This window comes from Gracilimonas halophila (genome assembly GCF_042684365.1).
Classification (GTDB): Bacteria; Bacteroidota; Rhodothermia; order Balneolales; family Balneolaceae; genus Gracilimonas; species Gracilimonas halophila.
The window spans coordinates 34325-58977 of sequence record NZ_JBHULI010000002.1; the positions used below are offsets into that span (position 1 = coordinate 34325).

General features: G+C 41.2%; 26 protein-coding genes and 1 other RNA gene. 21 read left to right on the plus strand and 6 right to left on the minus strand.

Annotated elements, in window-relative coordinates; genetic code table 11:
- The first annotated feature begins 15 nt into the window (after positions 1-15).
- The 5 genes from rimM (at position 16) to ACFSVN_RS01255 (ending at position 3212) form a co-directional block, all read left to right on the plus strand.
- Entirely contained in the window at positions 16-552 is a 537-nt protein-coding gene (gene rimM / locus ACFSVN_RS01235) for a ribosome maturation factor RimM (RefSeq protein ID WP_390297406.1), read from the plus strand.
- On the plus strand, positions 552-1244 hold the full coding sequence (gene trmD, locus ACFSVN_RS01240) for a tRNA (guanosine(37)-N1)-methyltransferase TrmD (RefSeq protein ID WP_390297408.1): 693 nt from the start codon (positions 552-554) through the stop codon (positions 1242-1244). The genes rimM and trmD overlap by 1 nt, the downstream gene beginning before the upstream one ends.
- Positions 1245-1283: 39 nt before the next feature.
- A complete protein-coding gene (rplS, locus tag ACFSVN_RS01245; protein WP_390297411.1) occupies positions 1284-1634 on the plus strand; it encodes a 50S ribosomal protein L19 in 351 nt (116 codons plus the stop codon).
- Positions 1635-1800: 166 nt separating this feature from the next.
- Positions 1801-2355 carry an adenylate kinase gene (locus ACFSVN_RS01250; RefSeq protein WP_390297414.1) on the plus strand — a complete coding sequence of 185 codons (555 nt, stop codon included), beginning with the start codon at positions 1801-1803 and terminating at the stop codon, positions 2353-2355.
- Positions 2356-2474: 119 nt separating this feature from the next.
- Entirely contained in the window at positions 2475-3212 is a 738-nt protein-coding gene (locus ACFSVN_RS01255; protein ID WP_390297417.1) for a DUF1499 domain-containing protein, read from the plus strand.
- 8 nt (positions 3213-3220) lie between these two features.
- Here the strand turns inward: ACFSVN_RS01255 and ACFSVN_RS01260 are convergent, their stop codons facing one another.
- On the minus strand, positions 3221-4117 hold the full coding sequence (locus tag ACFSVN_RS01260) for an ATP-grasp domain-containing protein (protein WP_390297420.1): 897 nt from the start codon (positions 4115-4117) through the stop codon (positions 3221-3223).
- Positions 4118-4263: 146 nt separating this feature from the next.
- Positions 4264-5136: a DUF72 domain-containing protein gene (locus ACFSVN_RS01265; RefSeq protein ID WP_390297422.1), complete on the minus strand. Its 873-nt coding sequence runs from the start codon at positions 5134-5136 to the stop codon at positions 4264-4266.
- A gap of 178 nt (positions 5137-5314) precedes the next feature.
- Between ACFSVN_RS01265 and ACFSVN_RS01270 the strand changes: the two genes are divergently transcribed.
- The 4 genes from ACFSVN_RS01270 (at position 5315) to ACFSVN_RS01285 (ending at position 12873) form a co-directional block, all read left to right on the plus strand.
- Complete coding sequence (locus ACFSVN_RS01270; protein WP_390297425.1) at positions 5315-8035, plus strand: alpha/beta hydrolase family protein; 2721 nt, start codon at positions 5315-5317, stop codon at positions 8033-8035.
- Between the two features lie 216 nt (positions 8036-8251).
- Complete coding sequence (locus ACFSVN_RS01275; protein ID WP_390297428.1) at positions 8252-8590, plus strand: PadR family transcriptional regulator; 339 nt, start codon at positions 8252-8254, stop codon at positions 8588-8590.
- A gap of 4 nt (positions 8591-8594) precedes the next feature.
- Positions 8595-11213: an ABC transporter permease gene (locus ACFSVN_RS01280; RefSeq protein WP_390297431.1), complete on the plus strand. Its 2619-nt coding sequence runs from the start codon at positions 8595-8597 to the stop codon at positions 11211-11213.
- A gap of 298 nt (positions 11214-11511) precedes the next feature.
- Positions 11512-12873: a histidine kinase dimerization/phosphoacceptor domain -containing protein gene (locus ACFSVN_RS01285; RefSeq protein ID WP_390297434.1), complete on the plus strand. Its 1362-nt coding sequence runs from the start codon at positions 11512-11514 to the stop codon at positions 12871-12873.
- A gap of 3 nt (positions 12874-12876) precedes the next feature.
- On the opposite strand, the gene ACFSVN_RS01290 is transcribed toward ACFSVN_RS01285, so the two are convergent.
- Positions 12877-13728 carry a transglutaminase-like domain-containing protein gene (locus ACFSVN_RS01290; protein WP_390297437.1) on the minus strand — a complete coding sequence of 284 codons (852 nt, stop codon included), beginning with the start codon at positions 13726-13728 and terminating at the stop codon, positions 12877-12879.
- Between the two features lie 122 nt (positions 13729-13850).
- Here ACFSVN_RS01290 and ACFSVN_RS01295 point away from each other — a divergent pair, with 122 nt between their 5' ends.
- From ACFSVN_RS01295 to ACFSVN_RS01320, 6 genes are all read left to right on the plus strand, one after another.
- A complete protein-coding gene (locus tag ACFSVN_RS01295; RefSeq protein ID WP_390297440.1) occupies positions 13851-15086 on the plus strand; it encodes an arginine deiminase in 1236 nt (411 codons plus the stop codon).
- A gap of 10 nt (positions 15087-15096) precedes the next feature.
- Positions 15097-16314, plus strand: a complete 1218-nt coding sequence (locus ACFSVN_RS01300; protein ID WP_390297443.1) for a site-2 protease family protein — start codon at positions 15097-15099, stop codon at positions 16312-16314.
- A gap of 8 nt (positions 16315-16322) precedes the next feature.
- Positions 16323-16736: a hypothetical protein gene (locus ACFSVN_RS01305; protein WP_390297445.1), complete on the plus strand. Its 414-nt coding sequence runs from the start codon at positions 16323-16325 to the stop codon at positions 16734-16736.
- 78 nt (positions 16737-16814) lie between these two features.
- Entirely contained in the window at positions 16815-17291 is a 477-nt protein-coding gene (gene smpB / locus ACFSVN_RS01310) for an SsrA-binding protein SmpB (protein WP_390297447.1), read from the plus strand.
- Between the two features lie 47 nt (positions 17292-17338).
- Positions 17339-17527, plus strand: coding sequence for an MgtC/SapB family protein (locus ACFSVN_RS01315; protein WP_390297450.1), 189 nt, complete (start codon positions 17339-17341; stop codon positions 17525-17527).
- Positions 17511-18065 (plus strand): MgtC/SapB family protein, encoded by a 555-nt coding sequence (locus ACFSVN_RS01320; protein WP_390297452.1) that lies wholly within the window; start codon positions 17511-17513, stop codon positions 18063-18065. The genes ACFSVN_RS01315 and ACFSVN_RS01320 overlap by 17 nt, the downstream gene beginning before the upstream one ends.
- Positions 18066-18190: 125 nt before the next feature.
- Here ACFSVN_RS01320 and rnpB read toward each other — a convergent pair.
- From rnpB to ACFSVN_RS01335, 3 genes are all read right to left on the minus strand, one after another.
- An RNA gene (gene rnpB, locus ACFSVN_RS01325) (RNase P RNA component class A) lies at positions 18191-18541 on the minus strand.
- A gap of 127 nt (positions 18542-18668) precedes the next feature.
- Positions 18669-19403 carry a zinc ribbon domain-containing protein gene (locus tag ACFSVN_RS01330; RefSeq protein WP_390297455.1) on the minus strand — a complete coding sequence of 245 codons (735 nt, stop codon included), beginning with the start codon at positions 19401-19403 and terminating at the stop codon, positions 18669-18671.
- Between the two features lie 10 nt (positions 19404-19413).
- A complete protein-coding gene (locus tag ACFSVN_RS01335; protein ID WP_390297458.1) occupies positions 19414-20475 on the minus strand; it encodes a Nif3-like dinuclear metal center hexameric protein in 1062 nt (353 codons plus the stop codon).
- 197 nt (positions 20476-20672) lie between these two features.
- Here ACFSVN_RS01335 and ACFSVN_RS01340 point away from each other — a divergent pair, with 197 nt between their 5' ends.
- The 6 genes from ACFSVN_RS01340 (at position 20673) to ACFSVN_RS01365 (ending at position 24594) form a co-directional block, all read left to right on the plus strand.
- Positions 20673-21377 carry a YggS family pyridoxal phosphate-dependent enzyme gene (locus ACFSVN_RS01340; RefSeq protein WP_390297461.1) on the plus strand — a complete coding sequence of 235 codons (705 nt, stop codon included), beginning with the start codon at positions 20673-20675 and terminating at the stop codon, positions 21375-21377.
- A gap of 62 nt (positions 21378-21439) precedes the next feature.
- Positions 21440-21751, plus strand: a complete 312-nt coding sequence (locus tag ACFSVN_RS01345) for a hypothetical protein (protein WP_390297464.1) — start codon at positions 21440-21442, stop codon at positions 21749-21751.
- An 11-nt stretch (positions 21752-21762) separates the two neighbouring features.
- Positions 21763-22116 (plus strand): hypothetical protein, encoded by a 354-nt coding sequence (locus ACFSVN_RS01350; protein WP_390297467.1) that lies wholly within the window; start codon positions 21763-21765, stop codon positions 22114-22116.
- A 45-nt stretch (positions 22117-22161) separates the two neighbouring features.
- A complete protein-coding gene (locus ACFSVN_RS01355) occupies positions 22162-22812 on the plus strand; it encodes a DivIVA domain-containing protein (RefSeq protein WP_390297470.1) in 651 nt (216 codons plus the stop codon).
- 53 nt (positions 22813-22865) lie between these two features.
- A complete protein-coding gene (locus ACFSVN_RS01360) occupies positions 22866-23702 on the plus strand; it encodes a purine-nucleoside phosphorylase (protein WP_390297473.1) in 837 nt (278 codons plus the stop codon).
- A 100-nt stretch (positions 23703-23802) separates the two neighbouring features.
- Positions 23803-24594, plus strand: coding sequence for a four helix bundle protein (locus ACFSVN_RS01365; protein WP_390297476.1), 792 nt, complete (start codon positions 23803-23805; stop codon positions 24592-24594).
- Positions 24595-24653: the final 59 nt, after the last annotated feature.

Consider the following 24653-nt stretch of genomic DNA (forward strand, 5'->3'; position numbering starts at 1 on the left):
AAAAATCCGGCGCCTATGAATCGGGACGCCAATACACCGGGCTTTATTCAGGTGGGACATGTGTTACGTTCCCATGGACTTGAGGGTGAACTCAAAGTTTTCTTTGATGTCAGCGACCCTCAGGAAATTGAAGACCTTAAGCTCGTTTATTTGCGTAACGATCGGGGCGACTTTTATCCTGCACGCATAACAGATATGCGGGTTGAGGGAAAAAGAAATAATATTTCGTTCTTTGTACAATTTGACCATATCGCTGACCGCACAGGCGCTGAAGCATTGAGAAATCGCGGCATTTTCCTTGAAGTTGAAAATGCTGATGCTTTCCTGGATGCTAAAGCTAAAACCGAAGATTCATTGGTAGATCATGAAGTTTATGATGACGATGAAGCCATTGGTTTAGTGATCGAGGTTATGAACAATCCGGCACATCCCATCTTGGTAGTTGCTACCACTTCAGGAAGCCGGTTGATCCCATACATCGACCATTTTGTTAAAGAAACGCGTGACGGTAACATCTACTGCCAGAATCTGGACGAGCTGGAGGGTATCTGATGAGAATCGATATCATTTCTGCCGTTCCTGCTTTATTGGAAAGTCCGCTTAGCCACAGTATCGTTAAGCGTGCACTTGAGAAAGATCTGGTTGAGATCTATGTGCATGATCTTCGGGATTATACCGAAGACAAACATAACAAGATCGATGATTACCCTTACGGAGGTGAGCCCGGCATGGTACTGACTCCGCAGCCAATTTTTAGCTGCATTGAGCAACTTCAAGCCGAACGTGATTATGATGAACTCATTTTCACCGCACCTGATGGCGATGTTTTTGAACAGGATGATGCCAACACATTATCACTAAAAAAAAATATCCTCATTTTATGTGGCCATTATAAAGGCGTAGATCAGCGAGTAAGAGATGAACTCATTACCAAGGAATATTCTATTGGTGATTATGTGTTGTCCGGAGGTGAGATTCCGGCTTTGGCAATAACAGATGCCATTGTAAGGCTTCTTCCCGGTGTGTTGGGAGATGCAGGCAGCGCATTGAATGATTCATTTCAGGATGGTCTGCTGGAAGGTCCGGTTTATACCCGTCCGGCAGAGTTTAAAGGACTTAAAGTCCCGGATGTTTTGCTTTCAGGTGATCACAGTAAAGTGGCCGAATGGAAGCAAAAGCAATCTGAAAAACGGACTAAAGAACGAAGAAAAGATTTGTACGATAAATTTAAGAAAGAACATTAATAACAATTCCAACAGATGTTGGAATTAAATTCAGAAATCATGGATAAGCTAAAACTTGTAGAGCAAAGCCTAATAAATGAGGATATCCCTCTTTTTACTGCCGGCGATACGGTAAATGTACACTACCGTGTACGTGAAGGGGAAAAAGAGCGTATTCAGCAGTATGAGGGAATTGTATTGTCTGAGCGTGGAAGCGGTCCTAACAAAACTTTTACTGTTCGTAAGATCAGCAGTAACGTTGGTGTAGAGCGTGTGTTTCCTTTAAACTCTCCGTTTATTGCAAAAATTGAAGTGAAGAAAAAAGGAAAAGTAAGACGTTCCAAACTTTTCTACCTGCGTGACCTAAGAGGTAAAGCAGCGCGTATTAAAGAAAAAGACGCTAAGAACTAAAGTATTAGCTGTTAAACACTCTTTTCAGCAATCTCCACAGGTTAAGGGTTCATTCTCTTTTCATGGAGATTGCTTCTTCATTTTATTCAAATTTTATTCTCTACAACCGTGGTCTTTAAAAACCCGGTTACTAATCAGATCTAAGTTTTAACCAAACTAATAAGTAATGAATATTATTCTGTTTGGCCCACCGGGGGCAGGTAAAGGGACTCAAGCTAAAAAACTGCAAGATGAATACAGTATTCCCCATCTTTCTACAGGAGATATTTTTCGGGCAGCAATAAAAAACAAGACTCCGCTTGGTGTTAAAGTTAAATCCATCCTTGACTCCGGCGAGTTGGTTCCAGACCAAACTGTTGTAGATCTTGTAGCTGATGAACTCAGTAATGATAAATACCAAGATGGATATATCCTGGATGGATTTCCAAGAACGGTAGTTCAGGCTGAGGCATTTGATGCTTTTCTCGATAAGAATAATGACAGCCTTGATGCATTCATTTCACTTTCCGTTCCTGAAGATGAACTGGTTAAGCGTATTCTATCACGTGGTGAAGGCCGTACCGATGACACAGTCGAGAAAGTCAAAACCCGCCTTGAAGTTTATCGCAAAGAAACCCAGCCGGTGATGGAGCATTATAAAAAACAGGATAAAGTTCAGGAAATTGATGGAATAGGATCCATTGATGAGATCTTTGGTCGTATCAAAGCTGCTTTACAGTAACACATTCGGCTGCTTTAGGTTGCGATAGTGCTTTGTAGGCTTCTGTTTATAAAAGTGGAACGATGTTTCTGCTTTCTGATGTATATTACATACGCAACCATTAATAAACTTGAGCACGGATGGCATCATCTAAATTAAACATCAGTCTAATTAAGTACGGAACAATTCTTTCCGTAATAGGCGCCCTAACTGTAATTCTATCAGGGTATGGATACCAATGGGGCTGGTGGCATTTTAGTTTTGGTTTCACAATTATTCCCTGGGGAACAGGGGCTGCTGTTGTTGGTGGGATTCTTGCCGGAATTGGTCTTGTTAAACTCTCCCCAAAAACGAAGAACTATATAATTGCAGGCTCACTTAGTGTTTTTCTTTTGGTTGCAGCCCTATTTAATCTCGGTTACTGGTACAGCGAGGTTCAAAAAGGTTACCCGCCCATTCATGATATAACTACTGATCTTGAAAATCCCCCGGCTTTTGATGCCATTGCTCCATTGCGAGCCGATGCTCCTAATCCCGTTGAATATACCGGACCAGAAACGGCTGAAGCACAACGTAATTTCTATGAAGATATTGAGACTTATAACACCTCTCTTTCTTACGAAGAAGCTTACGCAAAAGCATTAGAGACCGCCCGGGAAATGCCTTGGAAACTTGTAGGTGAAAATATGGAAGAAGGCCGCATTGAAGCCTACCATAAGCTGGCTTGGTTCGGGTTCATTGATGATGTTGTGATCCGGGTTGATACTACAGATTCTGGCAGTAAGATCGATATCCGTTCAAAATCACGTATTGGTCGGGGAGACCTTGGAGTGAATGCCAAAAGGATCAAAGCCTATCTTCAGGAATTTGAGAATTAATATTTCCCTTAAAGTCGGCCAATAACTTCTTCAGCTAAAAGGTCAGCTGCCTCAGGCCGAAACCGAAACCAAAGTTCGGGCTCAATGAGTTCCAGCTCAGAAACAGCTAACTCCCCATCATTATCCTCTATCATATCAACGCGAGCGTATGCAGGCTTTTCAGGACAGGCTTTTATAACCTCATATGCGAATTCAACCTCTTCTTCAGTCGCAACGTATTTGTGAACGGTGCCTCCATAATCATCCTGAACCCTGAAATCTCCTTCCTTGGCTTTTTTCAAGACGGCATGACTATACTCTTCACCAAAAAAAATCAACGAAAGTTCACCATCAACCGGCACTGAATTCTGGAATGGCTGAAGCATAAAATCTTCACTCTTCATTAATTCATCAAGCTTATTTGATATAATTGAAATGTTTTCCCTTGTGATGTCATAGGTATGCCTGCCGGCCCCGCCAATTGTTGGCTTAACAACAGAATGCGACCATCCGGTAAAATTATACAGCTCCTCTAATGATAAAGATAAACCCTTAGGAATATAACGGGTAGGTACAATTCTAATCTTCTTCTCTGATAAATTTGACAAATAATGCTTATCCACATTCCAATTCAGGAGATCGATACTATTAACAAATTTAGTTTTGGATGAAGCATGTGTGACCCATATCCTAAATTCATCATATCGATCAAAATAATCCCAATTGGTTCTAAACAAGATCATATTGGTCTGTCCCCAGTCAAACTCAGGATCTGCCCAATTTTTTCTGTTTACGGTAAGGCCTTTTTTCTCAAGCGCTTCACGAACGATTTGGTCTTCCTTCAAGATATTTTGAACATATTGCCCCGGTAGTTTTGGGTCAACATACCTTGAATCTGTAAGTAGGGTTACATCAAATATTGCCATTCTTATACACCATTCTCAACATCATCATTATTACCTCCTAAATGAATGCAAATTACTTATCAAAACCAATCATGTTTTAGTATGATGCTATTCCTTTTAAACATGAAATTATGGCTTTGGGAAATTTTCAGCCTATTCCTTTAGCTCTAGAATAACCCTAACTGAGTATCTTGTTTGTTAACCGGCCACTCTCTAAGCGGCGGAACTTCCAAAAACTCCGAAAGCAGCTTGTGAAAATGCTGACACAATTTGGGTTGATCAACCTTGTTAGGAGCATGTATAAATACATAGGGATGTAACCCTTCCCCTATCCACTCTGCCACAATAATTGCCCACTCCTTTAAATAAGGTTCATTATTCAAAATATCATTCGTACCGACATATCTCAGAACAGGTCGAGAACCGGTAGTATCAAATCTAACAGGAACTTTAGGCTTTTTCTTTTGGGCCTCGATTATGGACCCTTCAACCGACTTGGTTGAGTGAAGTTTACGGGTATCGAAAATAACACGATCCACATCATAGCTTTTTAAAAGCGAAACCAAATTTCTTTCATGCTTCCCATGATCAAAAAAGTCTTTATGCCTTACTTCAACAGAATAACTAAATGCTTTTGGTAAAATAGAAAATACCTCTTCAAGCCTATACAACTCTTTAGACGAAAAAGAATCCGGAAACTGAATCATAAAAGGCCCCACCTTCTCACGTATAGGTACGAATAACCTTATGAAATCAAGTACATCCCCTTTCACATTGTGCATTCTTTTTTCGTGAGTAATGTATCGGGGAAATTTGAAGCAAAATTTAAAACCTTTAGGCGTTTGTTCTCCCCACTTTTTTATAATCGACTCGTCCGGCACATTGTAGAACGTGGTATTACCTTCCACGGCATTGAACACCGATGCATATTGTTTTAAAAACTGACCGGGCTTTGCATCATCTGTAAAAAATATACCCTTCCACTCCGGAAGACTCCAGACGGTACATCCAAGGTGATATGGCATTATAGTTCTGCTCACGGTGCTTGTTTGGGATTTATCACATATAAGAAATTAAACCTTAAAGTGGGACATTAAATTTCACAATATGAATTTCAGGAAATGATGAAGAGGTTTTGAAAAGAATACAGAAACATGTTTTTTTGCTTATAAAATGGTACCGTGTTGCTATATAATTTTTAACTAACGGGATGTATAGATGAATAAACAAGTTTTTGGAGTCGGGGTCTTTGCGCTACTTTTTTTGATCACAGGCTCACTACAGGCTCAAAAAAAAGACCTCAAACCTGCTGATTATGCTCAATGGCAAAGTATTTATTCAACTGCTTTTGCCAGTGATGGAAATTGGTTTTCCTATCAAATTTCTTTGGTTGAAGGTGATGGGTGGCTGATGCTTACCAATATTGATTCCGAAGATGAACATAAGTTCATGCATGCAACCAATCCAGCGTTTTCTAACGATAACAATTGGTTCGCATTTAGAATTGGTGTTTCTGAAGACGACGCAAGAAAACTGGAAGAACAAGAGAAACCCATTCAATATGATATGGGGCTTATGAATTTGTCTACAGCCATGGTAGATACCTTTACAATGATCCAGGAGTTTGATTTCAATGAAACCGGAAGTCACCTGATCATGAAAAAATATAAGGCTGAAGGTGTAAAAACCGCCGGGACCGATATCATTATTCGAAACCTGAATTCCGGCTCAAACCAGATCGTCGGAAATGTATCCGAGTACTCTTTTAACGATGCAGGAACTCATCTTGCCTTAGCAATTGATGCATCCGAGAAACTCGGAAACGGTGTTCACTTGCTGAATCTGTCGAATAACAGTACTTCTGTATTGGATTCAGATACTGAAACCTACAAAGGCTTAGCTTGGCATGAGGATCAAAATGCGCTTGCCTTCATGAAAACAAAAAGCGATACGGTTCACAAAGATGAGACTCATCTGCTTTATACATATACTAATGCCGCTGATCCTTCCACTCAAAAAGTTTTTGATCACACTGAGAATGGCCTCTTACCTGAGCATCATCGCATCGTTGATTTTGCAGGATTAATCTGGGCTGAGGATGCTGAAACTGTCTTTTTTGGTATTAAAGAATGGGAAGTAAAAAAGGATGAACCTGAAGACACTTCCGCCATCGCAAAGCTTAATAAACACCTTGATCCCACCAATGTGGAAGTTTGGCACTGGAGAGATGCTGAAATTCAGCCTCAACAGGAAGTACGCAGAACTCAAAATGAACGTGATAACTTTTTATCAGCCTGGCATTTTAACAATAACCGTTTCGTGCAACTTGAAGATCAGCAAGTTGAAGGTATAGTACTAACCGGGGATCAAGAATATGCTATTGGGTATGATCCGAATCCCTATGAACCTGCTTTCAGGGAAGAATGGAATGATGTTTATGTGATCAACGCAAGCTCCGGCGAGCGTACCAGGATCCTTGAACGACATGAAAATGCAAGCAGCAGTCCGGGCGGGAATTATATCCTTTACTTCAAAGACACAGACTGGTGGACTTATGACGTCCAAAGTAAAACCCACACCAATATTACCGAAGACATAGATACACGGTTTGAAAATTTCAAAAGTATAAACGGCCGTGAAAACTTTCCGTCTTTTGGAGTTGGACAGTGGATTGAAGGAGATGATTGGCTGCTCATCTATGATGAATATGACGTGTATAAAGTTTGGGCAGATGGCAGCCGTCATGAGAAAGTCACCAATGGCAGTGAGGACCAAATTGTATATCGCCAGACAAGATTGGATTATGAAGATGATCACCTTGCCCAAGGTCAGCCGATATACTTTTCTAAGTATGGTTATTATACCAAAGATCGTGGCTATGCAAGACTCGATAACAGAAACCGGCTACAGGAACTTATCTACGAATCCAGAATGATAAGTCGTTTGGATAAAGCTGAAACTTCGAATGCATTTGTATTCATGAAAGAAAGCGCAACCGAATCTCCTAACTTTTATTATACCGGAAATAACTTTAGAAACCCTAAACGCATCACTGATACCAATCCTCAGCAAGAGGATTATCATTGGGCGGATGATGAACTCATCACATTCACGAACGCCCGGGGAGATAAATTACAGGGACGACTCCTTTACCCTGCTAATTATGAAGAAGGCAAAGAATACCCGATGATCACTTATATCTATGAGATGCGTTCCCAGGCAACACACAGTTATTCTATTCCAACACGAACCAGTCCGTATAACATGAGGAGGTATTCCTCAGAAGGATATTTCGTATTTGAGCCGGACATTAACTATGTGCTCAGAGATCCAGGTGTTTCTGCTGTAGAAAGTGTTGTACCTGCCGTCCGGAAAGTATTGGAAACAGGTATGATCGATGAAGAAAAAATTGGGCTAACGGGACATTCATGGGGTGCATATCAAACAGCATTCATTATCACGCAAACTGATATGTTTAACTCAGCGGTAGCGGGCGCACCTCTCACCAATATGGTGAGTATGTACAATTCCGTCTACTGGAATTCCGGGACACCCGATGCCCAGATCTTCGAAGTTAGCCAGGGAAGATTTCCTGAACCCTACTGGAAAGACTGGGATAAATTCATCGAAAACTCGCCAATTTTTAATATGGAAACCAATACTACTCCCCTGCTTGTTGAATTCGGCACAGATGATGGGGCAGTTGATTTCAACCAGGGCGTGGAGCTTTACAATACTATGCGAAGAATGGAAAAACCATATGTGATGCTGGTATACGAAGGTGAAAATCACGGCCTTCGCCAAAAGGAAAACCAAATCGATTATGCCAATCGTGCTTTCCAATGGCACGAGCATTTCCTAAAAGGTGAAGAGGCTCCCGAGTGGATCTCAAGTGGGGTCCCCTACCTCGAGCGACCTGAGATAATAGAAAAAGAATAGTTCATTTTTTACATACTCAAGCCTGCATCCGGTTTTGGGTGCAGGCTTTTTTTATTTCTGAGACTTATTGCGATCGACAGTCTGAGATGGAACTCCGATTGTATATAGCATTGTCGAACCAGATAAAGGGCAAACCTGAAATTTCCCCTTGCTCATTTCAAAAAGTTGTATTAAAATCCCAAAAATATTTGTTCTAAAAAATAAAACAAATAGATCATGAACATTCTTTCCCGAATGGAAGAACTGATACTACTTTCCGTATGGAAGCTGCAGACTGAAGCATATGGACTTGAGATCCGTCAGCACTTATCGGAACTAACGGGTCAGGAGCTCTCGGTCGGCGCTGTGTATGTTCCACTGAAAAGACTTAAAAAACGGGGGTACTTAGAGGCCTGGGACAGTGAACCTACCGATGAGCGTGGCGGACGCTCCAAACGATTTTATAAACTCACTCAGAAAGGAATCGGAGCACTTCAGCAAGTAAAATCAGTTCAAGATAACGCATGGTCAAATTTGCCTGACCTTGGTTTTGATTGGGCTCCTGCAAAAAGTTAGCTCAATGAAAAAGCCTGAATTCCTTTTACAGTTATTAGAGAAGGTTCTTCCTCCTGACCTACATCATTTAATTGGAGACCTGGAAGAAGAATTCAGCCAAAATATCAACTCAGAGGGATTGGCGAGTGCACGACTTCATTTCTGGTCTCAGCTTATTCGTTCTCTCCCCTGGTTTTTCCTTCAATTTCTAACCTGGAACACTACCATGTTTTTAAACTATATGAAAGTGGGCTGGCGAAACATGAAAAAACATACCGGCTTTTCACTTATTAATGTTTTGGGGTTAGCAGCGAGCTTGTCGATTTGTCTGTTGATGATCCTGTTTATTATTGATCAAAAAAGCTTTGACCGTTTTCATGAGAACAGTGATAGAATTGTACGGATCACTTCTGATATACATCATTCGGTCGGTGATGGAATAAATTCTTATGCGACTTCACCGGCCTCTTTGGCTCATATTCTGGAGCAGCAATATCCTGAGGTCGAAAAAACCGTTAGAACGAAGTCCCCGTTTTCAGGAAGCTTCAGATATTCAGGGCTCGATATTCCTTTTTCCGGAATTTATACAGATCCTAATTTTTTAGAAGTCTTCAGTTTTAAACTTCTTCGAGGCGATCCCAATACTGCGCTGAATGAACCGGGAAGTGTACTTCTAACACCCGATGCCGCAGAGAAAATTTTTGGAAAAGATGACCCTCTCGGAAAAATAATAACCAAGGTTGGCAGTAAAGACTATACGGTCACAGGCATTATCGATAAGTCCCAAAAAACCCACTTTGATTTTGAAGCCATTGCCTCCTACTCGACTCTAACTTCTGATACGGACTGGGACAATCACTTTAGCAAGTGGAATAATACCCTTTGGAGCTCTTATACTTATGTATTGATGAACGATGGCTCGGATTACAATGCCTTTGAAACTAAGATCCAAGAACAAATCCAACTACAATATTCAAATGAGGAAACAAAGTCCTCTCAACTGAATGCATTTGGAGTTCAGCCCATCACAGCTATTAGTTTAGGGCCAATCCTGTCGAATGAAATTGGCATGGTAATGCCCGGATTAATCGCCTGGTTCTTAATTGGTTTCACGATCATCATCACCCTCATTGCTTGTTTTAATTATGTGAGCTTGACAGTTGCCCGTGCAATAAACCGCAGTAAAGAAGTAGGGGTAAGAAAAGTTCATGGAGCCTATCGGGCAAGCGTAATTAAGCAGTTTATAGTAGAATCCGTGATGATCGCTCTTTTTGCTTTATTATTCTCAACGATACTGCTTAGGTGGTTGCTCCCGGAATTTAACGGGCTTTATATCATGAATTTATTGGGTAATCAGATAGAGCCATCCATGCTGTTGCAGCCTCAAGTTTTGCTCGCTTTTATTGGCTTTGCCATAATTGTTGGGATTCTGGCCGGACTTTACCCTTCTATTTATCTCTCTTCTTTCAGCCCTGCGCAGGTTCTTAAAGGAATAGCGCATACCCGGGGTATATCCGGGCAAAAACTAAAGAAAATTATTACAGTGGGTCAATTCACGTTCTCCATTATTTTTATCAGTACTTCTTTGATCCTGTTCCAACAATTTCAGCATTTAGTAAATACAGACTATGGATTTGAACAGGAATCTATTGTAAATGTATCACTTCACGATATTCCCTTTAATCAGCTTAAGGATAAATTGATACAGAATCCTGATGTCCAATCCATAGCAGCTACCTCTTTGGTGCCGGCATCAAATTCTATTTATGGAATAAATGTAACCTCCGAATTTCAGCCTGATATTGTTGAAGGCCACTCTTTTCGAATTGATGAGAATTTTATCCAAACATTGGGATTGAATTTAGTGGCTGGCAGAAATTTTAACCCTGAAATGGGAACAGATTCATCAAATGCAGTAATAATAAGTACAGAAATGGTAAAACTGTTGAATTTTGAATCTCCACAGAAAGCCATCGGTGAACAAATCTCCATTGAAAATGAAAACCGGCAATCAACAATAGTAGGTATTGTCGAAAACTTTATTTCATCAGACCCACTAAGCGCTAATGATCCTATTGCTTTATTGTATGAGCCTAAGCTGGCGAGGTTCGCCATGGTTAAAACCATGCCGGGTAAAACGATTTCTTTTGTGGGAGGACTTGAAGATACCTGGGAATCTTTAAACAGCACCTATGCCCTCAAATTCACTATACTCGACGATGAGCTTAAAGAAAACCCAAGCCTTACAGTATTCGTAGACTTCATAAAAGTATTGGGGCTTGTAGCGGGCTTCTCCATTTTCATTTCCTGTTTAGGCTTACTTGGATTGGCTATTTACTCTTCAGAAAACCGAATTAAAGAAATTGGGATTCGGAAAGTATTGGGAGCTTCGGTAAATCAGCTAGTCTATACATTATCCAAAGAGTATCTCTGGATGATATTGACGGCGACCATCATCAGTATTCCTGCCTCATGGTTCATAAATTCGCTATGGCTGCAAAACGTGTCTAATAAGGCTGATTTTGGTATTATGATCCACGTTGTTGGTGCCTTGATCGCTTCCTTGCTTGCATTGTTAACTATAAGCACACAAACCTACCGCGCGGCAAGAACTAGTCCGGTAAAAAATCTAAGATCAGAATAGAATTGAACTTAATTTTGCTACGATTCCTAAGTGATTATACTGCAAGGCACTTTATTATGAAAATCTGAACTTATATATAGATTTTAAGTAAATAATTGTACTGTATACTTAATAAAGGTATTTTTAAGAAAGACCACTTGTTTTAGTCTCTTTATAAAAGAATCTGTTAGTACAAAATTTCAGCTTTATAGATGAGGGATCCTCACCATTTTAGTATCTTGAGAAAAGCAGCAGCTTTTTGTTTGCTTTTTCTATTGTCCAGCCTTTCAGCATTCTGTCAGATCCCCACTGATTCATTGTGGAGTTTTCCAAAATAAGGGCTGATGTTAATAATGACGATACACTGGATTATCTGGGAGCTGAGGTCTCTATCTCTGGTATAGCAAATATTAGCAGCGGCCTTCTCCATGAGCATTATTTGCAGGCCTTCATTCAAAATGATTCTGCCGGTATGTCCATTTTTGCCATGCGAATTGACACTCCGTTTGAAGTTGGAGACAGTTTAGTAGTTAGAGGCAATATTCAACGATATAATGGCTTGGCAGAAGTAAACGCCACTTCGTATCAGGTGTACAAAAATGCTCGTTTTGTTCCAGCTTCAAAATCACTTTCGGCCGCAATAGCAAACCCTGCTCAGCACCTTGGAATGTTGGTAGCGGGAGAAGGTAACGTCATTGAAAAGGGTAATACCTTCAACGGTAAGTTCGTGCGTATCTCCCAGGAAAATAAAGTCGGAAGCATGATGGTATACGTATCCAATTTTCATCGACTGTACGATGATTTTAACCTGGATGTTTTACGTATTGGGGATAGAATATCGGTTACGGGCATTATTACAGAGTACAATCCGGAATTCCCAAACGAACGGACTTACAAGCTGTTTTTACGAACCCCTGATGACCTTAAGTACGCCTCTATCCCACAATACTATTTGTATTTACTTTTTGGTGGAGTTGTTGTTGGAAGCATCTTTATCATTGGGTGGGTAATTGTTCTCAGGCGAAGGGTTGATTCCAAAACATCCGAGATCCAGCATTCACTGAAAGAGAAGGATGTGCTTCTCAGAGAAATACACCACCGTGTCAAAAATAGCCTTTCGATCGTTTCCGGGTTAATCGAACTGCAATTGGAAGGTACAAACAGTAAAGATGCCCGTAATGTACTTCGAAACAGTCAGTCACGCATTCACTCCGTAGCTTTGATTCACGAAAAACTCTATCAGACGGAGTCCATTTCGGATATTATACTTGATAACTATATCAGAGATCTCGTTGAAGCGATTCACGCGACATTCAGTGATTCCAAAAAATTCGTAGCACTTTCATTTGATCTTGAAAAAGTCATACTTGATATCGACCGTGTTATTCCCTGTGGGCTTCTCATTAACGAATTAGTTGTAAATGCCTTTAAGCACGCCTTTAATAAGAATAAAGAGGGTACGCCCAAAATATCTCTGAAAAACCGACATCAGAACATTGTTTTAACAGTTTCCGATAACGGCCCCGGACTTCCTGCAAGATTTGAGCTAAACAAAGATGAGAGTTTAGGGACCATGCTTATCGATTCTTTTACAGCACAACTTGATGCCCAAATGGATATAGAAACTACTAGTGAAGGAACAAGTTTTATATTCACCTTCCCTAAGAATAAAAAGATGTAGTAATTACTGATACATTTCAGCAACGCTCAATAGTCGGCCAAGATCTTCTACCCTGTGCATCTCTTCTTTTCGTTCGTAGCTGTGAATCAGATTTCTGATGCAACGAAGTACGACATCTAAATTAGTGGCCATTTGAAAATGCTCCGACCGTGGATCAATATTGTTTTTCTTGAGGAAAAAGTAGCATTGATCATAGGTTACTATCGCGCCGTTATCGTAAGGATCTATTAGTAATTCTTCTTTATCTCCAACATAGTTCAGCATAAAATGGATAGGCATGTTGATCCCAAAAAAAGGCATTTCCAATCGGTAAGAAATAAACATAACTATTAAACTCAACGAGATCGGAAGTCCTTTTCGGCGCTCGATAACCTGATCCAGAAAGCAATTTTTTGGAGCATGATAATCTTCCGCATCCCCATGAAAGTTCAGGTCCTCAAAAATAAACTTGAGCAGACGTTTCATCTTCCGCTTTTCATCCAGCTTGTATTTTATCTGGGGCTCAACAATATCAGCAAAATGATCGAGCTTGGCTTGGTACTCCGAAATTCTAAGTGTTGGGTTTCCAAAACGAGCAAGGGTAAAAACGGCTTTTTCCAGTGATCTTCGGGTTTTCAATCCTCCCTCAAGAATCTCAATAAAATCCTGCTCCAGCGTTTCGAACGTAAGTTTGTGAATGACCTCATTCACCTTCCTCCTGGCATCTTCGCTGTTGATTTCTGCTTTATACTCATCCAAAAGAGGTACGGCATTCTCTCCCAGCTCCTGAAGCCGGTTCTCCACGCTTTCCTGTACAAACGGATCTGGGTCATCCATTAAAAAAAGCAGCGATTTAATTTCTGTCTTTGAAGTCATAGGTACATCTTTTATTCTCTGACGGGTCAAGATATTGATTCAGCAAACCAATTACTGCTTATAAATCCGCCTGTTATCCTGTATATTTGAAGGCTCTGTTTAACCAACCGAATAACTGATTTATGAACATACAAGTTTCTTCTGAAATTGGTCACCTCCAAGGTGTGATCGTACACACCCCGGGACATGAAGTTTCTTTGGTCAACCCTGAACTTAAAGATGAATTATTATTTGATGATATCATTTTTGAAGAAGATGCCAGACAAGAGCATCTTGATATGCTTGAAGTATTCAAAGCAGCTATGCCTTCCGATGGAAAGGTTATAGAGATTGTAGATCTTATTCTGGAAGTATTCCAACAAGAGGATGCCCGCGGGTATTTCATTGAGCAATTAGTGAAAGAATTCCCGGAAGAAAACCTTCATGTCATCGAAAAAGAGCTTGGCAAGCTGGATGCAGACGACCTGCTTACGTTCATTATTCAGGGCTATTTCAAGAACAGTAAAGGTTTTACGCTCAACCCTTCCCCAAATTTATTATTTACCCGAGATCTTGCAGCTGTTGTTGGCAGCAATATTTTGATATCACGGGCAGCAAAAAAAGCCCGGCTTCGGGAATCCTTGTTAATGGAAACACTGGTTCAATTTCATCCGTTATTTGACAGTGTCCGTGAAAACGCTATCCGGATCTCAGGGCAACAATCCATTGAAGGCGGTGATGTTTTGGTTGTTTCTGACAAGCTGGTTCTGATAGGCATGAGTGAACGAACATCCTTCAGCGGCTTGATAAAGGGAACGGAAGGGTTGTTGAACAGCGGTGTCGAAACAGTTCTTGCTGTAGATATCCCAAAGCAACGCTCTTCCATGCATCTGGATACCATATTTACTTTTGCAAGCCACTCAGAATGCATTGCCTTTCCACCGGCTATCATGGAGCAAAACGATAACGTTGTAGCTTTGTTCAAGGACGGCGATTCTATTAAAACAGAAACCCGCTCATCGTTAAAATCTGCTCTGGAAGAAAGCCTTGGTCGTGATTTCAACTTCATTAAATGCGGAGGCGAAGATCGTACTAATCAATTTCGTGAGCAATGGACCGATGGAGCCAATGTTTTTGCCCTCGCTCCCGGAATAATTATTGGCTATGAACGTAATAACAACACCTTCAACACGCTCGTAGATCACGGGTATGACCTAATGACCCAATTCGAGTTCGTTGAAGAATATGGCGACAAAGATTTTACCCCTTCTGATGAGCAAAAGATCGCTATCAGTTTTCAGGGACATGAATTATGTCGGGGCCGGGGCGGAGCCCGGTGCATGACCATGCCCATTTCAAGAAAACCTTTAACTTCATAAAGAGAGAAGATTGAGCCAAAACCAATTCCATGAAGAAGTAAGTGCAGATTTTAACATCATTTCCTCGGTTGAAGAACCAAAAAATAAGCCGAATACAAGAACGATCTTAAAACACCTTGGGCTGTTTTTGCTCACGGTCTTTTTTGTGACCATGACAGGGGCTAATTTCGTTGGTTTCGATCCCGTTTTATTTCCTTTCGCTATACCAGATACAGTTGATCTCCTCCGAGGTCTTTTGTTTGCGGGATTACTCCTTGCCTTTTTAACCTTTCATGAGTTTGGCCATTATTTTGCGGCTGTCCATCATAAGATCAAAGTAAGCCTGCCCTATTACATACCTATTCCAATTGGTATCGGGACACTCGGCGCAGTCATACGGATCAAGGAACCCATTCGTCGAATGCATAAATTATTCGATGTTGGAGCGGCAGGCCCTGTAGCCGGGTTCATAGTTGCTCTTACTGTTTTGCTAGTCGGGTTTGCAACCTTACCAGAGCCGGATTATGTACAAAACTTTGCCGGTCACGAAGAGTTAAAAGAGTACGTAGCTGCAAATGGTGCCTATCCGGATTTTATTACTGATGAAACAGAAGAAGGTGGTGTACTCACCATAGGCAACACCCTTCTTTATAGCGGATTGGCAGCCCTTTTCGACAATGTCCCACCCATGTGGGAAATGTATCACTACCCATTCCTATTTGCAGGATGGCTTGGTCTCTTTTTTACAGCCCTTAATCTCATGCCGGTTGGTCAGCTTGACGGTGGACACATCCTTTATTCCCTGATTGGGAGCCGGAAGCACAAGATCGTTGCCCGAATCTTTTTTGCCTTTATTACTGCGCTCGCCGGAATCGAATTCATACCCTTTCTGGCCGACTTCATCTATCAATATATCCCACTTCCTTTTATCGAATGGATTGCCTGGGGAGGGCTTTTATACATGCTTATGACGAAAGCATTTCGCTCAAATAAATCCTGGGTCAATGGAATGGTTATACTTTCACTCGCTCTGAGCGCCGGATACACTTATATCTTTGGAGCTGCTGAAACCGGCCAGGCCTCTTTTATCTGGTTAGTATGGAGTTTTTTCATCGCTTTTATCGTTAAAGTGGAACATCCTCCGGTTGAAATTGAAGAGAAATTATCTCCCGGCAGGCAGGTGATAGGATGGCTAAGTATGCTTATCTTCATACTCTGTATCAGTCCGAATCCAATTTACATGAATTAATGAAACCCATGAGAATTTTACTTTTTAGTTTTTTCGCATTTACACTGTTTGCCGGTTGTTCAGAATCAAAATCAGAGCTTACGCTTAAACAACAGATAGATAACTTTATTGCAGAACAGCAGTTTGAAGAAGCTCATTCTTTACTGGATGAGCAAGAAGAATCAGAAGGGATCGCAGAACAAAGAGAGAAGGTACACCTCCAGCACGGTATTTACTTGATCTATAATGCAGACCCGGCTTCTATGCGTGAGAATGCTAATAACGCATTGCGGGAGTTTATTGCAGTATTGGAGATCAATCCCGAAAATGAAAAAGCCCGTGCAGAAACGGAACAGATCCTAAACATTTATCGCACCTTTCCAGATCGGCAACCCGCAGAAGATGTGTTAGAGAAACTCGAAGAACTCGGATTTCAAATTTAGCATACATTGTAAGGGCGTATTGCGATATGCCCTTACCAGAAATAATTTTTAGATCAGTCATTTACAAGCAAAGCTCCCATGAGCGACAAACAAAAGACCACACCGACTATAAAAAACCGTAAGGCCCGTCACGATTATCAAGTGGAAGAGACCTACGAAGCCGGACTTGTTCTGAAAGGAACCGAGGTGAAATCGTTGCGTCAGGGAAAAGCGAGTTTTGCAGATACCTTTGCCTTCATCCAGGATGGAGAGGTTTTTTTGCGTGATATGTACATCAAGCCGTATGAACATGGCTCATACTATAATCACGATGAAACTCGCCCCCGTAAGCTATTGCTTAATAAGCGGGAGATCAGAGAACTTGAAAAAGCAACCGAACAAAAGGGCTATACCATTGTTCCGCTGAAATTGTATTTCAAAAAAGGAAATGCCAAAGTGTTGATCGGCGTAGCCAAAGGTAAGAAGCAATTCGATAAGAGAGATTCGATCAAAGAGAAAGACGTTAAGAGGCAGATAGAACGTAATGTGAAAGGGAATTATAAGATCAATATGTGATCTGAAAAATAGATCAACATTTTGCTTTTCTATGCTTATAATCCGACATGAGTCCCGAATTAGATATTGTCTGGAAATTACTTTCTGCCTTGGGAGTTGGACTCCTAATCGGTACTGAAAGAGGTTGGTATGGCCGCAAAGAAGACGAAGGGGATCGTGTTGCAGGAATTCGCACATTCAGCCTGGTTGGACTGCTCGGCGGTATCAGTGCTTCCCTTTATGCCTTATGCCGGTGAATGGATCCTCGGAGTGGCGTTCTTTTCCTTCACAGCTCTGGTGATCGCCTCCTATATATTCGAGATCAAAACGCAGGGTAACGATGATATTGGTATAACTACAGAAGTTGCCCTTATTCTAACATTTTCGTTGGGTGCCTGGGCTGCCCTGGGGTTTCAGATGGAAGCATTGGGAAGTGCCGTTGCCACTATAGCCTTATTAAGCTTAAAACCCGTTCTTCACGATTGGCTGCAGAGAATTGATGTTGAAGTGATCTACGCCGGAATCAAGCTATTGATCATTTCCGTAATTATGCTTCCACTTCTGCCCAATCAGGGATATGGCCCATGGGAAACTCTCAACCCCTACTGGATCTGGTGGATGGTGGTGCTGATTTCAGGATTGTCATTTCTTGGGTATATATTGGTTAAATATGCCGGAGAAGGTAAAGGCACTCTTCTGACTGCAGTGATCGGAGGGTTAGCTTCTTCCACCGCAGTAACGGTAAGTCTGGCGCAATTCGCTAAGCAAAAGGCCCAAAGCAGAGCCAGGATTTAAGAAGAGTACAGAATTACTTTGGATGATCCTGATCATCTCTTCCGGAGGAATTATAAGTGCTCTTCTATTTGTATGAAAAAAACAAAGCCCCACTCTCAGTTAATAGCAGGGCTTTGATATAAATTCAGACAGGAAAGTCTGTAAGCCGGATTTTGTCGAGGGTAATCATTTGTCTGTTGCGTTCCACCCGATGGCGTCACGACAAGCGGCGTATACCATCTGCATGAACTTGCACCCCGCGAGGTTTGCCGTGCCCCCGGCCTCACGACACGGGGCGGTGAGCTCTTACCTCACCTTTTCACCCTTACCTCAAACAAGTTGAGGCGGTTTGTTTTCTGTTGCACTGTCTATCATCCCGAAATTCCTTTCGGGAAGCCTCCCCTTCGCCGGCTGAACCGAATCGGGGAGCACGGTACTTGTTGGTGTCCGGACTTTCCTCCCCATACAAAGTATGAAGCGATTACCCGACTTTCCTGCCTTTTAAAGATACGGGTTTTAGAGATATAATTTATAAGAGGCCCGCTTCCAAATACACTTCAGTAAAACAAAAAAGGGAAGCCTTTCCGGCTTCCCCTTTTTGTAATATATGTGTGCTGATCAAGATCAGATAGACAATTCTTCTTTTGCTTTGTCAAAGAAAGATTGATCTACCACAATTCTTCCGCTGTTCTCATCTATGATTATCTTGTTCTTACGCCGAACTTCTACCTGAGTTTGTGGAGGCAGTGCCATACCTAAAGCAGCTCCGCGGTCCATGGCCACAACAGCCATTCCGTTATTCAGGCCATCACGCAAACGCTTGTAGCTTCTCATATATCGGTCATCGATCTCTTCTTCAACTTCTTTGCGTCTTTTCAGTAATTCATCTTCTTCATCCTGAGTAGACTGAACCACCTTGTCGAGATTTTTACTCTTCTCGTCATACATTTCCTGAGCTGCTTCCAGCTCTTCTTTGGCTTCTTCGAGCTCAGGTACTATTTCTTCTTTTCGTTTCTCGATCTCCTTCAGGCGAGATTCAGCATTTTCGATAACCTGTTTCTGAGCCTCAATTTCTTTAGTGAGAGCATCATATTCACGATTATTGCGAACACTAAGCTGCTGGTCTTCGTATTTTTCTATCTTTTCTTTAGAACTTTGAAGATCAAGCTTAAGCTTATCGTATTCTACGGTGAGGTTTGTTTCTTCTTCTTCAAGGTTACTAAGACGTGCCTCTTTTCGGGCTATATCTGTTTCAAGATCAAGCACTTCTTCCGGAAGATCGCCTCTCAATTGTTTCAGCTCGTCTATTCGGCTGTCGATATATTGCAGATTCGCTAATTTTTGTAATACTTCGTTCATGGAGTGAGGGTCAACTTGGTTGAATAGTTTTAGGTTCGGGATCCGATACATATACCTGCATCGGGTTAGTAACCGTTCGGGTTACAGATACTTCAATTTCTTCAAAAGCTTCAGATAGTTCATTTTTTAAAGCTTCGGCAACAGGAAATTCACTTTCGTAATGGCCTACATCCACCAATAGGAAATCATCCTTTTCGGTGAAGTAATCATGATATTTTATATCGGCTGTTACGAAAGCCTGAGCTCCGGATTGTATGGCTTTATCTTTCAGAAAAACTCCGGCTCCGCCACAAACTGCTACTTTTTCAATGCGATCCACATCACCGGAAAAACGGATCGCTTTTACACTCAGCGCTTTGGATACAAGGTGCAAAAATTCATTCTTTCCAATTCCATTATCAGGATATTCTCCAATTACTCCCATGCCAAAATTTTGAGAAGTGGAGGCAAGGTCTACAACCTGGAAACTACCTTCTTTCAGCATGCCTTCACTTTTTAAGGCTTTCTTCAATACCGAAACATTATGCTGGTCAATAATGGCTTCAAAACATTTCAATCCATCTTCCCGGCTTTTTACATCAAAATGGTGGGCTTCTTCTGCGGAATGGTAATTCAGAAGTTTTAGTACAGCGTCGCTGTCGTTATGGGAAGTGATCAACCTGATCTTTCGGCTGATAGAATAATTCTTGTCTAAAAACCTCAGATTGTCCAAGCCCAGAATATTCGCTAAAACAAAAGAAACACCGTCCAATGCAGCATCTAAGTTCGTGTGTGCAACCAACAAGCCTATGTCATTTTTGATCAGCTTGTATATTATTCGACCCTGTTCGTTGGTAGGGTTAATGCTTCCTATCTTACTAAAAATAAGGGGGTGATGAGCGACGATGAGTTCACAACCTTTTTCTATAGCTTCAGCTACAACGGCATCTGTCACATCAAGGCAGGTAAGAATGGAAGTGACATTGGCTTCGGGGTCTCCGACAAGCAATCCGACGTTATCGTAATCCATCTTCACTTTGGGCGGTGCCCACTGGTTTAGGAAGGTAGATATTTGTCGGATTCGAGTTGACATGCTATCTATCCCCTCGTTTTTTTGAACCCGACTGTATCGTCGTAAGCGGAATTATGAATTTGGATCTTGTCAATCTCAATAAGTAACCATTAATTACAATGTCTTTAGAGCTTCCAAAAATAAGGCTTATTGATGAATGATAAAAGCTTATCTTATGGTTAATTGTATAGAATCTTCAAAAAATCTCTTTATTTGATATGAGTGACCAAGATATAGCACAAAATCTCACGTCCATTCAGCAAAAAATTGAACAAACCTGTACTTCTGCCGGTCGTGATCCAAAGGATGTTTCCCTGGTGGCAGTAAGTAAAACCAAACCTAATGAAGATATCCTGAAAGCCATTACAGCCGGTCAGCTCCATTTTGGAGAGAACCGGATGAAGGAACTTGAGGATAAAATGGCCTCCATCAAGAATGCCGATGTGGTATGGCATTTTATCGGCAACCTTCAAACCAATAAGATCAAATACATTGCGGATCGGGTGAACTGGATCCATTCCGTAGAAAAGGCGAAATATCTTAAGGAGATCAATAAAAGAGCAGGACAAGCCAATCGGGTTATAAATGCTCTTATACAGGTTAACATCAGTGATGAAAAGCAAAAAGGCGGCTGCAAACCAGAAGACCTTGCTTCCATCTTAGAGTCAGCACAAAACTACGATTTCGTAAAGGTAAAAGGCTTGATGGGCATGGCCACTTTTGTGGATGACCCTGAAGAGGTCCGCTCTGAGTTTAAATTACTGAAAGAGCTGTTTGACTCCCATCAAAAATACAATGAGGGAAGTGTTCAATTAGAACATCTATCTATGGGCATGACCAACGATATGAAAGTAGCCATTGAAGAAGGCTCCACCATGGTTCGAATTGGAAGTGCTATATTTGGTGAGCGCAACTATGACTAATATGTTGCGTAATATTTTTTACTTAAATATTATCTGATTTAACTATAAACATTGAGGGCATTATGTTTTTTGGACTTCCCTGGTTCGCAATAGTAGCAATAGTAGCCATCGGCGGCGGCTTGATCTATGCTTATAAAGAAGAAGAATTAAAAATGGAGGGCAAGAGGTTAGCCAGCTCCCGTGAAATTCACGACCTTCGACAGATCGTTCATAACCTTAAATCACGCATTGAAAATTTAGAAGCCATTGCCACTGAGGAGAAACTAAATTCATCCCGCAGACAAGCTAACCCTTTGCAGGATATAGAAATTGATGATGAAGTTGAAGAACATAATTCCGATAATTCAGCTGGAAGAAAAAGAAATCGAAATTAATAGATAGATCAATGTCAGGTGAAGAATTTGTTATAGCAATGGTAGCCATCGTTGGCGGACTCGGCTTTGCGGGCTTCCTTTTTTGGAATATCTTCAGTTTGATCAGACAATGGATCAACAAAAAAAGCGGAAATTCGGATATCAATCCACAGTTTTTTAAAGCACTTGGAGAGTTCAAGAAAAATACCGAACGAAGAATTGCCAACCTTGAGACCATAGTCTCAGACCTTGAAGAAGAACGATATCGGCTTGATGAAACTCATGATACTATGGGTGATATAGAAATAGAAGAGGAGGAAGTTCGTTCATCATCAAATAAAGGCAAAGACGATGATGGAAATCTACGCAACATGTTAAATGAATAACTGTTATTTTATATAAGCTTTAAGGACGACTAAAAACACTTATTTATGAAACTCACTCCGCTTGAAATAAAACAACAGACATTTGAAAAAGGGTTGCGTGGATATGACACAGCCGATGTTCAGGCTTTTCTAACATTGGTTTCTAACGAATTCGAGCATCTGCTGAATAAGAATAAAGAACTTGAACAAGAAATCGATAAACTTACCGAGCGCGTCAAGCATTATGAGCGCGTAGAAGATGCCCTTCACGAAACACTCCAAACAGCTAAAGAGTCGATGGAGCAAAAAGTTTCCGGTGCGCGACAGGAAGCCAAGAATACGCTCGAAAAAGCTGAAATGGAGGCCGATGCTATTATAAAAGAAGCTAACCACAATCGGCAACAGATCCGCCAAAGTATCTTAAGGTTGCTTGACCGACGAGAAGAGATCATAAATGGGATCACGTCTTATCTGGAGAATACTAAAAACTCTGTAGAACAATTTGGTAAGGATGAGATGGAAGTCTTCAATCTTCCCAAGGAAGAAAACCTAGACGAAGCTATTAAGAACACTCCAAAGAAATCCACCAAGTTTATCCTTGATGAAAATGCAGATGGTGACGGTGAACAAGCTTCTGAAGCAATCAATGAAGATGAAGACCATGCTTTCCCTCCAGGCAGTGATCGCCTTGATGACATTTTAGATGAAATAGATTAGTCTTTGGCGTATTTTTGATTTCGTAATTTTCACATCTTCTATACATTACTTTTATGAAATACGACACGGTTGATGAGTTTCGTGCAAAGCGCGATGAAGCAGTAAACTTTATTTTAGCAGAAACTAATTTTCAGCCGGAGTATTTATTAATCCTCGGCACTGGTTTAGGACAACTTGCCGATGAGATCGAAACCGAGCATATCATTAGCTACAGTGACATACCCCATTTCCCAGTATCGACTGTCGAAAGTCATGCAGGTAAATTGATCTTTGGAAAATTAGGAGGTAAACAAGTCGTAGCCATGCAGGGTCGTTTTCATTTCTATGAAGGCTATATCATGCAACAGATCGCCTTTCCTGTACGAGTGGCAAAAGCGATCGGCGCACAAACATTGTTGGTCAGTAATGCTTGCGGCGGGCTGAACCCAAATTACAGCCGGGGAGATATCATGCTGATCACTGATCATATCAACTTCCTTGGAGATAATCCGCTGATGGGCCCTAATGATGACGAACTTGGACCCCGATTCCCTGATATGAGTGAGCCCTATACTGAGCGATTGCTGGAATTAGCAGAAAATGTAGCGCTTGAGAATTCCATAAAATTGCATCAGGGTGTTTATTTAGCCGCTACCGGACCTATGCTCGAAACCAAAGCCGAATACCGATACATGCGCTTGTTAGGAGCCGATGTTGTTGGGATGAGCACCGTGCCTGAAGTTATTTCAGCTGTACATATGGGGATGGATGTGTTGGGAATCTCAGTGATTACCGACGAATGTTTCCCCGATGCACTTGAACCGGTGGATATAGAGGATGTTTTGGCTGCTGCAGCCATGGCAGAGCCCAAAATGACCCAGGTAATTATTAATGTTTTGGAACGCTTATAACAACTTTTTATCCACAAAAAGCGTTACTTTTCCACAAAGTATTGCATTACTTCTGACAATTTCTTTTTTATAATAAACACCAACCAATAGCCTGCCTTATATGCACATGCATTTTGATGGATTCGATGACGAACAGTGGGACGAATTCAAGTGGGAGTCTCACCTAAATGAAGTTGAAAAAAAGAGCGAGCAACTTCGAAAGTTTATCGCTTCTGACCATAAAGGTAATACTCCTCGATGGATCACTTTGCTTCAGGAAAGCCAAAATGAAGACGATGCCTTTGAAGCATATGTGGAAGAAGAATTGCTAATGGATGAAGCTTACTTCCCGGAAGACGAAGATGATTGGGACGATGAAGATGATGAAGATTGGGATGACGAGGACTTTCTTTTTGGCTTATCTGAAGACAGCTACCTGGATATGAACCAGAATGAAGATGATTTTGATGATTTTGACAAAGGAGAAGAGTGGAAAAGCCTGAGCGATGATTACCTCTATTCTGATTACGGAGAGTTAGACAATCTTGATATATATCTGGATGCTAAAGACCTCGCTGTAGATATTTTACGGTGGGCTGAATCGATCCCACAAAAAATTCAAACCCCTGAGTTTGAAGAATTTGTTGAAGAGTCTCTGAAGATAGGGGCCAAAATTGCCGGTGGTCATTCTTTTGGTTTTGAGCAGGAATATATCGGAGCCAATATTGCCTACTCCAAGAAGTCACTGAATTGCGCAAACCATGCTTTGGAGTTGCTCCAAGGGTTTAAGAAAACAGGATACTTCACCAAAAAACAATATCAAGAGCTGCACTCCCGTCTTTTTGAACTCCGAAATGATATCGGGATCTATATTCAGGAATTGCGTGATCAGTTTCGAATGGGGTTAGAATAAAACAGTGTTTTGGTGTTACGGTGTTTTAGATAATGAATAAAACACCGTAACACCATCGC